This window comes from Bacillus sp. FSL W8-1143, from assembly GCF_037965155.1.
In the GTDB taxonomy this organism is placed as follows: domain Bacteria; phylum Bacillota; class Bacilli; order Bacillales; family Bacillaceae; genus Bacillus; species Bacillus pumilus.
In genome coordinates this window covers 3168254-3185864 of the sequence record NZ_CP150182.1, presented here as the reverse complement: position 1 = coordinate 3185864, position 17611 = coordinate 3168254, and the positions used below count along the sequence as shown (strand labels likewise).

The 17611-nt window shown below is 40.0% G+C and carries 15 protein-coding genes and 1 other annotated feature; of the genes, 7 read left to right on the top strand and 8 right to left on the bottom strand.

The window, feature by feature from the left end; genetic code table 11:
• The first annotated feature begins 88 nt into the window (after positions 1-88).
• Positions 89-1354, top strand: coding sequence for a M23 family metallopeptidase (locus NSQ36_RS16365; protein ID WP_106035653.1), 1266 nt, complete (start codon positions 89-91; stop codon positions 1352-1354).
• 50 nt (positions 1355-1404) lie between these two features.
• On the opposite strand, the gene NSQ36_RS16360 is transcribed toward NSQ36_RS16365, so the two are convergent.
• Complete coding sequence (locus NSQ36_RS16360; protein WP_003213751.1) at positions 1405-2145, bottom strand: sulfite exporter TauE/SafE family protein; 741 nt, start codon at positions 2143-2145, stop codon at positions 1405-1407.
• Between the two features lie 153 nt (positions 2146-2298).
• On the opposite strand from NSQ36_RS16360, the gene NSQ36_RS16355 reads away from it, so the two are divergent.
• The 3 genes from NSQ36_RS16355 (at position 2299) to NSQ36_RS16345 (ending at position 5701) form a co-directional block, all read left to right on the top strand.
• Complete coding sequence (locus tag NSQ36_RS16355) at positions 2299-3747, top strand: S41 family peptidase (RefSeq protein ID WP_212045582.1); 1449 nt, start codon at positions 2299-2301, stop codon at positions 3745-3747.
• Between the two features lie 344 nt (positions 3748-4091).
• Positions 4092-4445, top strand: coding sequence for a swarming motility protein SwrAA (locus NSQ36_RS16350; RefSeq protein ID WP_007500014.1), 354 nt, complete (start codon positions 4092-4094; stop codon positions 4443-4445).
• A gap of 68 nt (positions 4446-4513) precedes the next feature.
• Positions 4514-5701, top strand: a complete 1188-nt coding sequence (locus tag NSQ36_RS16345; protein ID WP_226804174.1) for a PDZ domain-containing protein — start codon at positions 4514-4516, stop codon at positions 5699-5701.
• 10 nt (positions 5702-5711) lie between these two features.
• Here the strand turns inward: NSQ36_RS16345 and NSQ36_RS16340 are convergent, their stop codons facing one another.
• The gene (locus NSQ36_RS16340; protein ID WP_050944318.1) at positions 5712-6077 is read right to left on the bottom strand and encodes a winged helix-turn-helix transcriptional regulator; all 366 of its coding nucleotides are present in this window, start codon (positions 6075-6077) and stop codon (positions 5712-5714) included.
• A gap of 229 nt (positions 6078-6306) precedes the next feature.
• Between NSQ36_RS16340 and NSQ36_RS16335 the strand changes: the two genes are divergently transcribed.
• Together NSQ36_RS16335 and NSQ36_RS16330 are read left to right on the top strand one after the other, a co-directional pair.
• Complete coding sequence (locus tag NSQ36_RS16335) at positions 6307-6981, top strand: NAD(P)H-dependent oxidoreductase (RefSeq protein ID WP_321999534.1); 675 nt, start codon at positions 6307-6309, stop codon at positions 6979-6981.
• 90 nt (positions 6982-7071) lie between these two features.
• Positions 7072-7296: a binding site (T-box leader), on the top strand.
• Between the two features lie 75 nt (positions 7297-7371).
• Complete coding sequence (locus NSQ36_RS16330) at positions 7372-8721, top strand: amino acid permease (RefSeq protein WP_050944314.1); 1350 nt, start codon at positions 7372-7374, stop codon at positions 8719-8721.
• 211 nt (positions 8722-8932) lie between these two features.
• On the opposite strand, the gene NSQ36_RS16325 is transcribed toward NSQ36_RS16330, so the two are convergent.
• The 6 genes from NSQ36_RS16325 to NSQ36_RS16300 all read right to left on the bottom strand — a co-directional run bounded on the left by NSQ36_RS16325 (position 8933) and on the right by NSQ36_RS16300 (position 16898).
• The gene (locus NSQ36_RS16325; RefSeq protein ID WP_106032161.1) at positions 8933-10348 is read right to left on the bottom strand and encodes an ATP-binding protein; all 1416 of its coding nucleotides are present in this window, start codon (positions 10346-10348) and stop codon (positions 8933-8935) included.
• Entirely contained in the window at positions 10345-11031 is a 687-nt protein-coding gene (locus tag NSQ36_RS16320; RefSeq protein ID WP_050944310.1) for a response regulator transcription factor, read from the bottom strand. The genes NSQ36_RS16325 and NSQ36_RS16320 overlap by 4 nt, the downstream gene beginning before the upstream one ends.
• Positions 11028-12011, bottom strand: coding sequence for a YncE family protein (locus NSQ36_RS16315; RefSeq protein ID WP_335365207.1), 984 nt, complete (start codon positions 12009-12011; stop codon positions 11028-11030). Before NSQ36_RS16315 ends, NSQ36_RS16320 begins: the two co-directional genes overlap by 4 nt.
• 275 nt (positions 12012-12286) lie before the next feature.
• On the bottom strand, positions 12287-13621 hold the full coding sequence (locus tag NSQ36_RS16310) for an MFS transporter (protein WP_339206129.1): 1335 nt from the start codon (positions 13619-13621) through the stop codon (positions 12287-12289).
• 40 nt (positions 13622-13661) lie between these two features.
• Complete coding sequence (locus tag NSQ36_RS16305) at positions 13662-14234, bottom strand: TetR/AcrR family transcriptional regulator (protein ID WP_050944304.1); 573 nt, start codon at positions 14232-14234, stop codon at positions 13662-13664.
• Positions 14235-14324: 90 nt separating this feature from the next.
• The gene (locus NSQ36_RS16300) at positions 14325-16898 is read right to left on the bottom strand and encodes a PEP/pyruvate-binding domain-containing protein (protein ID WP_339206127.1); all 2574 of its coding nucleotides are present in this window, start codon (positions 16896-16898) and stop codon (positions 14325-14327) included.
• Positions 16899-17182: 284 nt separating this feature from the next.
• On the opposite strand from NSQ36_RS16300, the gene NSQ36_RS16295 reads away from it, so the two are divergent.
• Positions 17183-17428, top strand: coding sequence for a CsbA family protein (locus NSQ36_RS16295; RefSeq protein ID WP_003212837.1), 246 nt, complete (start codon positions 17183-17185; stop codon positions 17426-17428).
• The last annotated feature ends 183 nt before the right edge of the window (positions 17429-17611 follow it).

The following is a 17611-nucleotide window of genomic DNA, read 5'->3' as shown; positions in this document are numbered from 1 at the left end:
GAGAGTTTGATAGAAGGTGTGACCGGTTGAACCGATTCATCCGGTCGACTCTTCATGCAGGCAGTTGTCATAGGAGGGGAATATCGTTTTGAAAAGAAAGCTGATGATGGCTGGAATGGCAGCGTTTATTGGAACAACGTGGCTATATATTCCAGGGAACGAGAATCGTGCATTCGCATACGAAGACCTAGATCAAAAACGTCAACAAATCGAAGAGAAAACATCAAAGACTGAATCAACTTTGAAGAAAAAGAAATCAGAGCTGGCTAAGCTTGAAAAGAAAGAATCCAAGCTCAAAAAAGAAATTGAAAAGATTGACCACAAGGTAAGTGCTGCAACTGAAAAAGTCGCAGAAAAAGAAAAAGAAGTCAAACAAACGAAGCAAGAGATCAAGAAACTAAAAAAAGACATTCAAGTCATCAATGATCGAATTGAAAAAAGAAAAGCTATTTTCAAAGATCGAATTCGTTCGATGCAAAAAAGCGGCGGTACGATCAACTATTTAGATGTGCTGCTGGGTGCTCGCAGCTTTAGTGATTTTGTCGGTCGTGTTGGAGCTGTTACAACCATTGTTGAAGCAGACAAAGACATGATTACAGAACATGAAAATGATTTAAAGCTGGTGGAGCAAAAAGAAGCAGAGCTAAATAATCAGCTAAGTGGACTTGAAACATCTCTGAAAGAGCTAGAAGAGTTGAAAAAGGATTTGTCTAAACAGCAAAAAGAAAAAGAAAAAATCTTAGGGAATGTAACAGATAAAAAGAACCATGCCCATGATGAATTAGGCAAACTTGAAAATGAACAAGAAATTTTAGCGAACCAAAAAGCGGCTGTGAAGTCTGAGGAAGCACGCCGCCAAAAGGAAGAAGCAAAGAAAGCAGAACAAGCAGCTGCTGAAAAAAGTGCACCTACACCTCAAAGTGGCGGTTCAGATCAAGTATCTGATACACCAGCAAGCAGCTCAGGCTTTATTAAACCAGCTGCTGGCCGATTCTCATCTGGCTTTGGCGGACGTTCTGGCGGAAACCACTTCGGATTAGATATTGCAGCAAAAGGCACAGTATCTGTCGTCGCAGCTGCATCTGGAACAGTCACGAACTCAAGCTACTCATCGAGCTACGGGAATGTGATATTCATTACGCATAATATCAATGGACAGACCTATCAAACGGTATATGCCCACCTATCTACAAGAAGTGTGTCCACAGGGCAGAGAGTCGAGCAAGGACAATTCCTTGGATATATGGGTAATACAGGCCAGTCACATGGTCAGCATCTCCATTTTGAAATTCATAAAGGATTATGGAATGGCGCAAAATCAAATGCAGTCAATCCAGCGCAATATATTCGCTAATCAAAAAGCCGATAACATCATGTTATCGGCTTTTCTTATTCTAAATAAAATTAAAATAACAGCAGTAAACCGGCAATAATAGGTGTTAACAGTACAGCCGATTTCAATAAAAGCTTCGGTGCAAGGCGTGTAAATTTTGCGCCAATATATGCACCTAATACTGTTCCGATTAAAATTTGAATGAGCAAGATAAAATCAACATAGCCCTCTGTAATATATCCAATTCCACCACCGATGGAAATTGGAATAATGACAAGCATCGTCGTACCAACTGCCTGTCGAATGGAAAGTCTCAGTAAAATCAAAAGTCCTACTTGGATAAATGGTGCGGACCCGATACCAAACATACCTGATAGCAATCCGGATACAAGTCCTAAAATAATACCCCTTATGAGCAACTGACGTGAAGAAAGCGGCTGCTGCTCAGCTTCTTCCTTCAGAACAAATAATTTGATCATCATAAACACAGCGGATAAAAAGAGCATGCCAGCTGTTAAATAGTGCAGATTTCCTTCTGGAATAAAAGGAGCAATCTTAGCTCCTGCAAAGGAAGCCACACAAGCCAAAGCTCCGACGATCAAACCAGATTTCAGCTGAATATTCCCTTCCCTGTAGTGGCTGTATGCACCTGATAACGTCGTAAATGCCATTGCGGCTAAAGATGTCCCAAGTGCGGTATGGATAGGGATATCAAAAATTAACGTAAGCAATGCGATGACAAAACCAGCACCGCCTGCTCCTACAAATCCTAATAAAATTCCTAATAATAGCATCGTCAATATAATATACATAGCGAAGACTCCTTCTCGATCATAACAAAATAAAAATTACACCTAATAAAATAATTAGTCAAGCCTTCGCGGCAGAATGTCATTACATGAAATCCCTTCTTCTGGCATATAATAACTCAGGTCATCAGGAAGAGTTGAAGAAGGAGGCCAAATATGAAAAAACAAATCGCATCTATTATGGCAAGTGTCGTTCTATTAATCAGTGCAGGGGTGATGACGCATAAAGAGGGAACTCATGCGGAGTCACCGCAAGCAGCTGCTGCAATGGCTGGACAAGCTCAATCAAGTGATAAGGCGAAAGAGAATGGGATGGAGAAAATTGAGAAAGCCTATGACCTTATTTCGAATGAATATGTAGAGGAAGTGGATCGCCAAAAGCTGCTTGAAGGCGCCATTCAAGGAATGCTTTCAACTTTAAATGATCCGTATTCAGTATACATGGACAAGCAAACCGCCAAGCAATTTTCTGATTCGCTTGATTCTTCTTTTGAGGGAATTGGGGCAGAGGTGGGGATGGATGAAGGAAAAATCATTATCGTCTCTGCCTTTAAAAAATCCCCTGCAGCAAAAGCAGGTCTAAAGCCGAAAGATGAAATCATCAGCATTGATGGTGAGTCGATGAAAGAAAAAAGCTTAAACGATGCTGTACTGAAAATAAGAGGGAAAAAAGGAACATCCGTCGCTCTGAAAATCAGACGAAATGGGATTGAAAAAGAGTTAACATTCCATATCAAACGAGAAGAAATCCCACTTGAAACCGTGACTTCCTCTGTTAAAGAGGTAAATGGTCATAAAACAGGCTATATCGCGATCTCAAGCTTTTCAGAAGATACTGCGAAGGATTTCACATCAAGCCTGAAACAGCTCGAGAAAAAGGGCATAGAAGGTCTTGTGCTTGATGTGAGAGGAAACCCTGGCGGCTATCTGCAAAGTGTAGAAGACATTTTGAAACATTTTATTACAAAAGATCAGCCTTATATTCAAATTGCAGAACGGAACGGCGACAGGAAACGCTATTTTTCAAAGCGGAAAGAACAGAAGCCTTACCCAGTTAATGTCTTAATTGATAAAGGCAGTGCATCCGCTTCTGAAATACTCGCTGGTGCTATGAAAGAAGCCGGAAAATATGAAGTCGTCGGTGATGTCTCCTTTGGGAAAGGCACTGTGCAGCAGGCGGTTCCAATGGGTGACGGCAGTAACATTAAATTAACGCTGTATAAATGGCTCACGCCAAAAGGAAATTGGATTCACAAAAAAGGTGTCGTACCGACGATTGCGATTCATCAGCCAGATTACTTTACTGTAGGACCGCTTCAGCTGAAAGAACCACTTCAGCTTGATATGAACAATGAAGAAGTGAGACAAGCACAGACGCTATTAAAGGGCTTGTCATTCGACCCCGGCAGAGTAGACGGCTACTTTGATGAAGAAACGAAAAAGGCGGTATTAGCCTTCCAAAGCACATACAATCTCAACAAATCAGGTGTAATTGATCTGAAGACAGCGAAAATGATGAACAAAATGGTGGATGAAGTGAAATCCTATGAAAAAAATGATCTTCAACTGCAGACTGCACTAAAAGCACTATATCTTAAAAAATAAAGAGGCGAATAAATGCCTCTTTTTTTTGGTTCATAAGTGTCACAAACATGTAATAGTTTATTCTTAAAAATAAATTATATCGAGAAATATATTCATTTATTTTACAAAAAACATAACATTCCTTCGATTTTACCCGATAACATATTTATATAAGAGACTTTCTGTTGATTTAAACATGTCATGAAAATGAAACTTTTGAAAGTTGTATGTTACATAAATAATTCTTACAATATAAAGTAGCACTCATTTTAAATATTTTATTTTTTGCGGATATTCAGCTTGAGCATTAAGCTGTACCGAGGTTTGCGCTTTTCTTAAAAGAACTAGTAAATGGGGGTACACAATTGAAAAGGGCAAGTATTGTGAGAGAGAAAAAATATTACGAGTTGGTAGAGGAGCTTAAGAGTCGTACGAAAGATGTGACGTTTTCCGCTACAAAGGCATTAAGTCTGCTCATGCTGTTAAGCAGGTACTTGGTCAATTACACAACGGTAGAATCAGTCGACGAAATCGATGAAGACTGTGCTGAGATATACTTCAATTATTTAATGGATAATCATAAGAGACTTGGTATAAACTTAACCGACATCAAGAGGTCGATGCAGCTGCTCGGCGGCATACTAGATGTAGATGTCAATCACTACTTAAAAGATTTTTCACTGTCGAATGTCACACTTTGGATGAATCAGGAGAAATAAACCTGGTGTCAAGCATCGATTTATTTGATAGAATAAGAGAAAATGCTTGACTTGGGCGGTGAACGATAATGAGCTCGGAGTGGATGGGAGCTGGATTAAAAGCGGTCGGTCTGTTTTTAATCCACCCTCTTTTTTATTTCATGATATTAATCAGCCTGTTACATGGCTACATCCGCGTAAAGCGGGAGAGAAAAGCGTTTCAAACAAGAATAGAAGATGTATACGATGAACTTAAATTTACATATTCAAAGGGATGGATTCTAGGGATTTGCCTATCCGTCATTTCAGTAGGCTTAGGGATTGCCCTCCCGCCTGGATTCATCGTGCTGATTGCAGCGATGACCATTGTTTGCTCTTTATTCTTTAAGGCGAGTGCGCTTTCGTCTGCATACACACTCGGTTTCAGCTTTATTGCGGCACTTGGACTGATGTATTTCCAAGTGAGCCATTCATGGCTGCCGCAGCTCTCAATGATGAATACATCAGCCGTTGTTATTCTGCTAGGACTTTTATTAATGACCGAGGGGATTCTAGCCTATCGAACGGCGCATTTACGAACATCGCCTGCAATGGTGATGAGTGCGAGAGGACTTTTGATTGGCCAGCAGCGGGCAAATCGTCTGTGGCTTTTACCGCTTGTTTTGCTGATGCCGGCAGGTGAATTTACTTCTTCTCTGCCATGGTGGCCGGTGCTTCAAGTACACGATCAAAGCTTTTCATTTATTTTGATTCCATACATCATCGGTTTCGGGCAGCGGATTCAAGGATCGCTGCCAATTGTCAGCATTCAAATTACGGCACGGCGCATTCTCATGCTTGGACTCGCTGTTGCTTTACTAGGTGCTGCAAGTATTTGGTTTACGCCGATTGCATGGGCAGCTGTATTGATAGCGATTGCCGGAAGGGCATTCCTCTCATGGAAACAGAGAGTCAACGACAATGCGGCTCCATTCTACTTCTCTAAGCGTAATCAAGGGCTAATGGTGCTGGGAATCATTCCGAATACACCTGCAGCTGATTTAAAGCTTGAGATCGGAGAAGTCATTACAAAGGTGAATGGAATTGAAGTCAAAACCGTTTCGGAATTTTACGAAGCCCTTCAAACCAATCGTGCTCTGACAAAGCTTGAGATCATTGGCTTGAATGGTCAGACAAGGTTTGAGAAACGCGCTTCTTACGAAGGGGAGCATCATCAGCTTGGCATCCTGTTTGTGAAGGATGATCCACAGCAAGAATCAACGGCGATTTCATCATAAAAAAAAGCTGCTAGAGATGGCAGCTTTTTTCTTTTGGACGCGCTTCTTTTCCATAGGATTCGCCCCATTCACGCATAGCGAAGATGATAGGCTTTAACGTATCTCCTAAAGAAGTAAGTGAATATTCGACACGAGGAGGGACCTCCTCATAGACTTCTCTGTGAACAACGCCGTCTTGTTCTAGCTCGCGCAATTGCAGCGTAAGAACACGCTGAGAAATCCTTGGCAGAAGCCGGCGTAATTCGTTGTATCGTTTTGGACCGCAAGTCAAATGATAAAGGATCACTCCTTTCCATTTTCCTCCTATTACACTCGTTGTGGTGGAAACGGGACAGCCATGATTGACAATACTGACTGGATTGGATGGTGCACTCATCTTTACACTCCTTTCTAAGGCGAAATGGGTGATAAACGAACATGATTGTACCTAACGAACAAAAATGTGCGTACTTGAATCAAAGGAAGTTTTTCTTTTACCATAGAGGTATCACATCACACATTCGGGTTGTTTGTTTTCTTATCATAACAATTTCTATATGGGAATGGAAAGAAATTGGATTGGTGAAACTTCACACCCTAATCGTTCACTAGAAAGGATGAATACCATGCGAGACAAAGAGCAATTAAAAAAAGAAATCATTGAGGCGTATGAATTCCGTCATGCGACAAAAGAGTTTGACCCGGCGAAAAAGATTCCAGAAGATGACTTTGCGTTCATTTTAGAGACAGGAAGACTTTCGCCAAGCTCTGTCGGATTTGAGCCTTGGAAGTTCCTCGTCGTTCAAAATGAAGCATTTAGAGAGAAATTAAAAGAATATACATGGGGTGCGCAAAAGCAGCTTCCAACTGCCAGCCATTTTGTGATCATTTTGGCAAGAACAGACGCCCGGTATGATTCAGCATATGCAGAATACATCAACAAGGAAATCAAAGGAATGACAGACGAAACGTTTGAGATGGTAAAAGAACGCTACAAACAATTCCAAGAGAATGATCTTCATTTGATGGAAACTAACCGCACGCTCTTCGATTGGGCTTCCAAACAAACGTATATTGCCCTTGGAAATATGTTGACAGCCGCAGCACAAATCGGCATCGATTCATGCCCTGTTGAGGGATTCAGCTACGATGAAATTCATCGTATGCTTGAGGAAGAAGGATTACTTGAAGATGGTCAGTACGACATCTCTGTCATGGCTGCCTTTGGGTATCGAGTCATTGAGCCAAAGCGCGGCAAAACGCGTCGTCCAATGGATGAAGTAGCCATTTGGATTCGTTAAAAGAAAATGTCTGAAAAAGGCTGTTGACAATTGTGTGGTTAGTCAGTATATTTAAAAAATAAAATCTTTGATAAATAGACAAATTGACTATAAAACGCTTTGACTTGAGAATAGTAAATGAATATCCGTTTTCTAAGAGAGCTGCGGGTTGGTGCAACGCAGTAAAACGAATCATTGAACTCGCTCAAGGAGCGGCAAGACTGAATGAATAGTAAGTCTTTACGTGTGACCTCCGTTATCGGGTTTCAAGTTGGATTCAGCTATGTCTGAGTCAATAAGAGTGGTAACGCGGTTGCAAGGTCAGTCGTCTCTTCAAGGAGATGACTGGCCTTTTTATATGCTTTTATCTTATATTTGTCTGAAGATTCAAATTTAAAGGAGCTATAGAAAATGGAAAAGGAACATGTGCAATTAAAACGAACAATGACGTCAAGGCATATCATGATGCTCGCACTTGGCGGTGCCATCGGTGCTGGTCTGTTTAAAGGAAGCAGTTCTGCCATTGATATCGCGGGTCCTGCTGTCATTTTGGCATATATGATTGGTGGTCTTATTTTATTATTTATTATGCAAGGACTTGCCGAAATGACAGTTGCACGACCTGGCGCTAGAACATTCCGTGATTTAATTGAACCTGTGTTAGGCAAATACCCCGCCTATTTCTTAGACTGGATCTATTGGAAAATGTGGGTGTTGAACATTGCAGCAGAAGCGATCGTGTCTGCAATCTTTATTCAGTACTGGTTCCCACAAGTACCGATTTGGACACTTGTGTTAATCATTTCACTTGTTGTGACATTGATCAATGTTTGTTCAGTCAAAATGTTTGCTGAAACAGAGTACTGGTTAGCTTCTATTAAAATTGCTGTCATTCTTTTATTTATTATCATTGGGTTAACGATGCTGTTTGTCTCATTCGGACAGCATGCAGCACCGGGATTATCCAACTTAACCGAACACGGAGGATTTTTTCCGAATGGAACAGGCGGCTTAATTGCGGCAATGCTGGTGGTCGTGTATTCATATGGCGGAACTGAAATGATTGGGGTTACATTAGCAGAAACGAAAAACCCTGAAAAAGTCATCCCAAAAGCCATTCAAAGTACATTTGTACGAATCATCGGTTTTTATGTACTTCCGTTCTTCATCATCGTCAGCTTAATTCCTTGGAATCAAGTAAACAATGAACAAGTGAGCCCATTCGTCACGGTGTTTGCAACGATTGGTGTGCCATATGCAAGTGATATCATGAACGGGATTATTCTATTAGCAATCTTGTCTTCTATGAACTCTGGTCTGTATGCTTCTTCAAGGGTACTATTTACACAGGCAATGGATGGCCGTATATGGAAGGGCTTTTCGAAGCTGTCGAAACAGCAGGTGCCAGTCAGAGCGATTCTAGTATGTACATCTACTTTGTATGTAGCCGTATTAATCTCTCTTTTTGTAGGAAGTCAAACCTTTAATTATTTAATGGGATCTTTAAGCTACACGGTCTTATTCATCTGGTTTATTATTGCTGTCGGGCATCTAAAGTCTCGAAGCGTAGCAGCACCAGGAGGATATCGCGTCAAGCTGTATCCTTTCACAACATGGTTTTCTGTCATTGCGATCATTGCCATTTTTATCGGTGTTGTATCAACAACTCCGATTGTCCAAACCTTGGTCACAATGGGTATCTATCTCATCATTACGCTTTCTTTCTTCATCAATAGAAAGCGGTTTGAAACAGCTGTTTAATTTAAAAGCGTGCAGGACTCTTGAAGAAGGTCTCGCACGCTTTTTTAATGTAGTTTTATTGTTTGAACGAAAGCAATCGACTATCCTTTTGAAAGGAATTGATGCATAAAAGTAGATGATCAAAAAGATGCCGAAAATAGCTGTTCAAATTTAGGCGACTGATGCGTATATTTGGATTAAACGAATGACCTTACCTAAAAAATCTAATTGGTTATATCGTTGGCAGGTTTTCAACGACTGGAGTATTTGGCAGCTGGATGATGGCTGTCGTACCGCATCCTGGCTCAGATTGAATATCGAACGTGCCATGATGTTTTTTCATGATTTGATAGACAATAGCTAGTCCAAGACCTGAGCCGCCATCTTTTCTCGTACGTGCCTTATTTACTCGGTAAAATCGCTCAGAAACATGTGGAAGGTCTTCTTTTGGAATGCCGTTGCCCTCATCTGTCACTCTCAATTCAGCTTTATGTTGGTGAACTAGTAATTCAATCGAGACCGATTTTCCAGAGGGAGTGTAATGAATGGCATTGTCCAGTAAATTACGAACCACTTGTTGCAGCCGATCGCTATCGCCATACACAATACAATCCTCATCAAGTGTCCGTTTCAGATAAATGCCCTTTTGATTAGCGATAAATGCCATTTGATCAAGAACGTCATGAATCAGCTGAGCAAAGACGATTGGCTCCATCGTTAGTGGATAAGAATCTCCTTCTAGCTGCGCAAGGTCTAAAAGATCATGCACAAGTCGGCTTAAACGTGCGGCCTCATCCTGGATGATGTGCATTCCTTTTTTTTGATCAATGATCCCTTCTTCAATACCTTCAGCATATCCTTTCATATAACTTAGCGGAGTCCGAAGTTCGTGGGAGACATTCGCAAGAAATTCCCTGCGGTGCTGCTCAACTTTTTCAAGGGTAGAAGACAGTTTGTTAAAAGAGCGGCTCAGCTGGTTTAATTCATCTCCGTTTTTGGTCACAGCCATCCGTTTTGAAAAATCGCCAGATTCCATTTCCATCGCAATTTCTTTCATTTGATTAATTGTCCGAACGACTTTATTGGAGCTCTTATATCCGATAAAGAAAATCAGGAGCAGAATTAACAAAATGGATATGCCAAGTGTCAATCTGATTTGGACAAAGGGTTCATATACATCCGATAAGGGCATGGATAGAAAAATTGTCCCTGATAGCTCATCTTTGCTTGAGAAAACAGGGATGGCGATGCCAAGAATATCTTGATGAAACTGTGAGTGTTCTCTAATCAACACGACGGTTTCCCCTTGAAGGAGTTTTTGGCGTTCCTTGAACGTGATGAGGTTATCATTTGTGTTCGTATCAAAAGGAAGACCACTTGAAAGCTCCATTGGGTCATCTGTAAAAATAATGTTCGCCTGACTCGAGTCGTTAGCCCATTTTACTCTATCGGTAAAATACGTATCTTTCCCGTGTTGATGATAAATTTGTGCCAGCTTTTTACCTTGTAAACTTAAGGAATCAATCTGCTTATCAACATACAAGTGCTGGTATAAGTAATAGGTGAGGGCAAGAGCTGAGGCAGCAACGATTCCGGTCACTACAAGGATTAAGAAGAGCACTTTCTTTTTAATCGATAAAGGCTTCATTCTTCCTCCTCAAACTTATAGCCGACACCCCAAACGGTTTTTATATGCCGTTCCGCTCCCTTTAATTTCAGTCTCAGCGTTTTGATATGTGTATCGACTGTTCGTAAAGAGCCGCTCGTAGAATGTGATTCCCACAATTTTTGATAGAGCTGTTCTCGTGAAAACACTTGGCCTTGATTGAGTAAAAGAAACATGAGCAAATCGAATTCTCTTCTAGTTAAATTGATGGGCTCCTGATGGATATAGACTTGTCTACCATCCTGATCAATCTCCATGTCACCAAACTGTATGCGGCTGCGCTTTAGCGAAAGACCTCTAATTCGTCTCAAAGTTGTTTCAATTCTTGCTGCAAGCTCACGTAGACTGAAAGGCTTCATGATGTAGTCATCCGCACCAATTTCTAGGCCTCTAATTCGATCCTCCTCATAACTTCTAGCTGTTAAGAATAAGATGGGGATTTGAGATGTTTGCCTGATACGCTGGCAGACTTCAAATCCATCCATATCAGGCATCATGATATCTAGTACTACAAGGTCAACGGGTTCCTTTTCAAGCTGACGTAAGGCATCCATTCCATTACTAGCTGTGATGATGTGAAAGCCTTGTCTTTTTAAGAAGGATCCGATTAACTCAAGCATATCGAACTCATCGTCTACTATTAAAATATGCATTTGTTCTTTCATTTCTTTTCCTCCAACACGATAGCATAAGGTCCTGATGGGACATTCAGTCGATTTTTCATCATGAATGTATGTTTATCGATAATTGATACTGAATTGTCATCTAAGTTACTCACATATATTGATGTGGTATCAGCGGTGATATAATTCGGATTTTGACCAGTTTCAACAGAAGCAAGCTGCTTATTCTTCTCTGTATCTACTTTGTATAGCATATGATCTCCATGACAAAGTACATATAAAGTAGAAGAATTTTTCTCTGAAAAGAATGCAACAGGCATAACGCCTAGTTTTATTTCTCGCTGCTTTTTACCTGTTTGAGGGTCGTAAGCAAAAATGCTCTTATTTAAGGTGCCTGGTTTTCCGTGACCACCGATCCAAATGGACTGTCCATCAAAATGAATACCAGATGGTCGTTCAAGTACAGAGAACGTACGTATATGTTTTTCCTTCTCAATATCTATAACAGAGACAGTATGACTTTCTGCATTTAAAACAAATAAAGTACCTGACGGAGAAAGTGTCATAGAAGAAGGTAACTTTCCGGTCTTCACAGTTGCTTTTATTTTTTTACGCTGCGTATCAATAAAATAAACGACATTTTTCTGCGAATCTGCTGCAATTAAGGTGTGAGAAGCTGCATCATATGTAAGGGAAGTCAGCCCTTTATTCACATCCATATAATCTGTTGCTGTACCTTTTTTTAAATTAATTTCGATAAGCGATTCTCCTTCTTTACTAGTTGCGATGATGACGTCTTTGTTGATTTGGATAAGATCAGTGAGCGGATGTTTTAAATCAACGGAAGAGATCATTTTATTCTTTTGTAAATCAACTATTGAAAAGGAGGCTTTTTTTAATTGAGAGATGACCGCGATCGATTGAGAGCTGCCAGGTGGAGTAAATTGCTGGTCTTTTCCACAGCCTGACAGGAATAACAATAGAGCTGATAAATAGATCACAACATATTTTACACGTTCCATTCTTCCGCTCCTTTGCGTCCTCTATTTTCAAAAAGCATACCACAAAAATTGTGAAAAAAAATCGAAGTTATCAATGCTGAAAGAGATGAAAAACAGATTTTAGGTGGATGAATGAGGACAATTCGATTTAAAGTTCCTTTTTTGTCTAGTCATGTGGCATTTTTTCATCTTTAAAAAAGGATTTTCAATATTTGATTCCTGTGCCAGCTATAGCTTACAGTGATAAAAATAATGAAAACTCCCCGCTCTAAATCGCCATAGAGCGCAGGGAGTGATTAGGCAGAATGCCCAGATGATGGAGAGGTAGATTTCGTTTTGACGCGTTGGGATAAAAGGAAGCCAAGGATTCCTGCGCCCATTAATACAATAAATAAAGATTGGAAACCACTCATGATACCAATCAATGTCGACGAAATGATACTGCCAAAATATCGAAAGGTTGAGAAAATACCAGATGCCGAACCAGTTAAGCTTTGATCAACAGCTGTTAAAGAAGCCATCTGCATACTTGTCATACCAATCCCTGATGAAATTCCACCTGCGACTAGTGTCACGATAAGCAGTAGTAAGGTTGGGTACTGACTCAGTGTAATTAACATGATGCCTGATAAAGTAAGGCAGAGAAATGAAAAGCGAATCATTTTTTTCGCGCCTTTTTTTAGATGGAGTCTTGCGCCTAATAAACCGCTAAGAGACATACAAAGAGAAAATATCGATAGAATCATACCGCTTTTTGTATGAGAAAGCGCAAGTTGTTGTTCCATAAACAGCGGCATAATGAGAAGGATGGCATACATCACAAAATTACTTAGCATGATCGACAGATTCGCATTTGTAAATGAACTGTTTTTAAATAGGGATAAATCGATAATGGGATTCTTTACTTTGCGTACATGTTTAAAGAATAAAGGAATGACAATCAATGCTAGAATGCCATAAATTAAATATTCATTTAGTAGCTGGCTTTTTGAGCATAGAATGATTGTGGCAATTCCGATGGTTAAATACAATGAACCGATCATATCTACCCTTGCATGTATGCGTGTATGCTTTATGTTTGGAATGAGCAAGACGCCGGTGACTAGTGTAAGAAACAGAAATGGAATATTTACTAAGAATATGGAATGCCAATCAAAACTCTGAATGAGAATCGATCCAATAAATGGCCCAAGTGCGGCACCAATACCAGCACCAAATCCAAAGTAACCCATTGTTTTAGATAGCTTTTCGGGTGAGACTGTTGCACGAATCAAAGCAATGCTATTCGGTGTTAAAATAGCCCCGCCAGCTGCTTGAATGGAGCGAAAGATGATGAGAAATGCTAGATTAGGTGCTAAAGCACAGCCAATCGAGCCGATTAAAAAGAGTGTCACTCCGGTTAAATACATGCGGCGGTGTCCATATATATCTCCTAACTTACCAGCGATAGGCTGTGTGACCGCCATGACAATAAGATAAATCGTGACAACCCAAGTAATGTTTGAAATGGATTGATCATAATAAGTTGATATGGATGATAAAGCGACTGCGATCATCGTTGAGTTGACCGGAACTAGTATAGCTCCAAGTAACAAAGAATAGATGATCAAATTCTCTTTTTGCAATTTCAATGTGTATACCACCTTTTGTAAAAAAGAAGAATTCCACCCTTTAAGCGGGAGAAATTCCTCTCATGAAAATGTGTGTGTATGTCTCAATAAAATCATCTTTTTGTGTTAATACGAGCTGGAAGTCTTGCTCAAGCTGCTGAATAAAAAAACCGAAATACGTACTAATGAAAATGTCTGCATAAATGTCTTCTTTTCCTTTTAAGACATGATGCAAAGCACTCATCTTTTTGAAGTATTGTATCAGCATTTCCCTTAGTTCTTGAGGATAAATTTTTTCATGACTGGTCAGATCTTTAAACATAGCCGGTTCTCGCATGCTGATATAAATGAATTCTTTTTTTGAAGTTAAATGTTCAAGGATATAAGAACCGAGAAACTTTAAATCGGTGTATAAATCCCCTTTAAATTCTGCTTCTAAGGTTTTCGTCGGCGTTGATTTCATTTTCATAATGGCAGCAATAACGCCGCGTTTGTTTTTAAAGTTGCGGAAAATTGTTGCTTCACTGACATTCGCTTTTGTGGCTATTTCTTTGGTTGTGGTTTTTTGATAGCCCTTTTCAGTCAATAAATCCATTGTTGCGCGAATGATTCGTTGATTTGTAGATTTTAACAAGCATACTCACCTCAGGTTATGAATGTGTTTGCAACAAAGTAAGTATACCGATAAAACCTATGACCGCCAATATGATCCAAAACGATAAAGTTAGACACGTGCATGCTGTTTTAATATCTGAATGCGTCCATTGCTTCCATCTACTGTCACAAGGTCACCTGATTGAAGTGTTTCAGTCGCTATTCGGGTTCCTAGGACAGCTGGCATCATATACTCTCTAGCGATAATAGCTGAATGAGACAAAATGCCTCCAGCATCGGTGATGACTGCTTTTGCATCTCTAAATAAGCTCGTCCATAAAGGTGTGGTTGTTTTGCAAACTAAAATATCATCCTTTTGAAATTGTGAGAATTCCTCAGCACATGTAATGACTTTTACTCTTCCAGAAACAATGCCGCTAGATGCGCCAATTCCATAGATCATATCGCTTGTATTGTTTTCATTTTCTCTTAATGAACCGAGCATTCTTTCTACTTGCTGCAATTCAGCTTCAGTTGGGGTACCCATATAAGCTGGTGGTTGGATGGCTTCATTATCTTTCATGTCAATTTTTCTTTGTGCGATGACCGTATCAAATGATGTAGAGGTTGTGAGCGCTGTGTGTACCTCCTCATCGTAGAGGTACCATAGATCTTCTGGATGAGGGATCGCTCCTTTTTGTACAAGAAGTTCACCAATCTTTAATAGATATACCCTGGCTTTAGCATCTAACATGGCATCAATATAGAAGTGGTGATCGTCACGGATATTAGCGGCCTGTAGGGCGAATTGGTAAAGAGTCTCAAATTTCGTTTTAAACGCTTCATCCTTCACTTGGCTCATAAAATGTTCATATGTCTCTTGTCTTTTGATGACGGCTTGTGCAAATTCTTCATCAAAATCACTTTGGTGTTGAATATTGTTTCTGATGATATCTAGTATAAACTCAGGGTTTTCCACCCATGTCTCTTCCGTAAGATCATGACTTTTAACAGATCGCCAGCCATAGACTTGAAGAAATTCCTCTAATGTCGAAATGAAGTGTCTGCCTTTTTCCGATTGAGTGAGTGCATCAAGCAGTGCTGGATTCTTTTCATGGTTCATAAATGCTTGATGAAGTTCAGTATCTTGATGGACACTCTTTGCAAAATCAGATAGCTTCTTGTCTGTTTCAAGAGATTTGTTCATCACGCCTATCATCATCTCATGCAGCAGGATCACTTGTGATTGATCACCAGTATACGTCACAAGCATGTCTTCAATCATAGCCGATAAAATGACTTGAGGTATGACAATATCAAAATGATCATCGTATGCTTGTATATAAAAAGTCTTTAATTCTTCGAAGCCGACCATGGCGTCTTCTATGGTCATCGTTTCCTTCATTTTATGATCGAGTTTTTCGTAAAAGGGAAAGAAATTTTTCTCTAAAATCTCATACATACGTTCACTTAAATGCGGAAATAACTCAAATATGCTCTCATCAAAAACTGGTGCAGCTTCTGCACTTGCTTCAGGCAGTGACGGTGATGAATACAGGTGACCTCTATAAAGCTTGATATCTTTAATATTCAGATCAGGCACTTGATATTTTTCACCATTTTTCTTCATACCGCTTTTTAATGCTGGGATGATCAGGCTTGAAAAGAGAGGACTTGTTGGGCCCGGCAGATGATCGTCCATTGAGATCCAGAAATCCTGCAGCTCGTCTGGCTGCATTTGAAAAGAAGCGCCCGCTGTCTCATCTGCTGCTTTTGAGAGGGCTGCGGTAATCGGCCTGGCTTGAAGTAAATAAAATGTGCCATTTGCTATTCCAAATTCGATATCGACGCTATGACCATAAAGTGCTTCTACTTGTTTGGTGATTTGCGTGATTTCTTCTAATTGGTCATCATTCAGACAAAACTGACCAGCCATTTCTTCCGTTACTGCTTGTTCAATGACACCTTCTTGATAAGGGATAATTTGCAGCTCTTTCGTTCCAAGTGATTTTTCAATAAAAAGTGTCTCTTTGTCTATAACAAATGTGTCAGGCGTCACAAGCCCGGAGACGATTGCTTCTCCTAGTCCATAGCTTGCTGTGAGCATCATTTCATTTGTTTTTCCTGTTACGGGATTCTCGCTAAAGATGACACCGGAGACGTCAGAATGAATCAATCCTTGAACGACAACAGCCATGAGCGGCATCTCTTCCTCGTTTTCATCCATCTCTTCCTCGTTTTCATCCATCTCTTCCTCGTTTTCATCCATCTCTTCCTTATATTCTGTCACTCTTGCTCCAAAATAAGAAGACCAGCATTCTTTGACAGCCTGTAAGAATTCTTCATTTGTTTTGATATTTAAATAGGTCTCGTACTGTCCTGCAAATGAGGCGCCTTCGAGATCTTCAGCAACAGAAGAGGATCGAACTGCAACTGAGGGATAAGTCTTCCGCAATGATTGAAAGGACGAAAGGAGTTCTGCTTCCATTTGAGAAGGAAACGATGCTTTTTTGATTTTGTCAGCAAGGTTTTGTTCAGTTGGATGCAGGTTGTGATATGAAAGAAAGCTTGAAAAGCTGTTGGTTTTGATAATAAATCCATCTGGGACTGGCAGGCCGTGATTGTTTAATTTGATTAAATTCAGGCCTTTTGCCCCTGCGAGTGCTGCGGATTCTTCAGCCGCATGAAATAAAACTGAATACATGGGAATGCCCCCTTATCCAAATAGCCAATGGTTTGTCTGTCTCTCTATCGTTTCTAAAATGATAGTGCGCACTATCATTTTAATCATAGGATTTATTGGATGTTACTGTCAAAGACGGAAAGACCTATCTTTACAAAGGGGACATTCTCACTAATTTCCTTCTATATCTATAACAAAAGTCTCCGAACAGAAAGAAAAATAGGTGAAATTGAAAACTGTGAATTGTTCAATATGCCAATCTTTACTATAATCAAGGGAGTAGACCAAGAAGAGGGAGGGTTTTTGTGATTACAAAAGCCATATTTGCACTTGTTTTTCCTTTCCTGCTCGTTATTTTATTTTCAAAGGTTACTTATAATCATTATGTGGGCATTGCATTAACAGCAGCGCTTTTATTTGCCTCGTACATGAAGGGCTATACAGAAACCTACTTTATTGTGGGATTAGATATCATTTCTTTAGTAGCTGGGGCATTATATATGGCTAAAAAAGAAATTGAAAAGAGAGAAAAGGCTGAAAAAAATCATTGATATCATCATCAAGAGCGTGTTAGGCAGAAAGATGACGTTTTATAAGCTGTGCTTACGAATTCTAGTGAGTGCAGCTTTCTTTTGTTCTCTTTTTCTGCTCATCGAATATCTCTCACCAAAATGTTCCATACTGAAAGGAAGGTTTTCGCAAGAGGGTTATTTGGTATTGAAGAGAGGGTATGA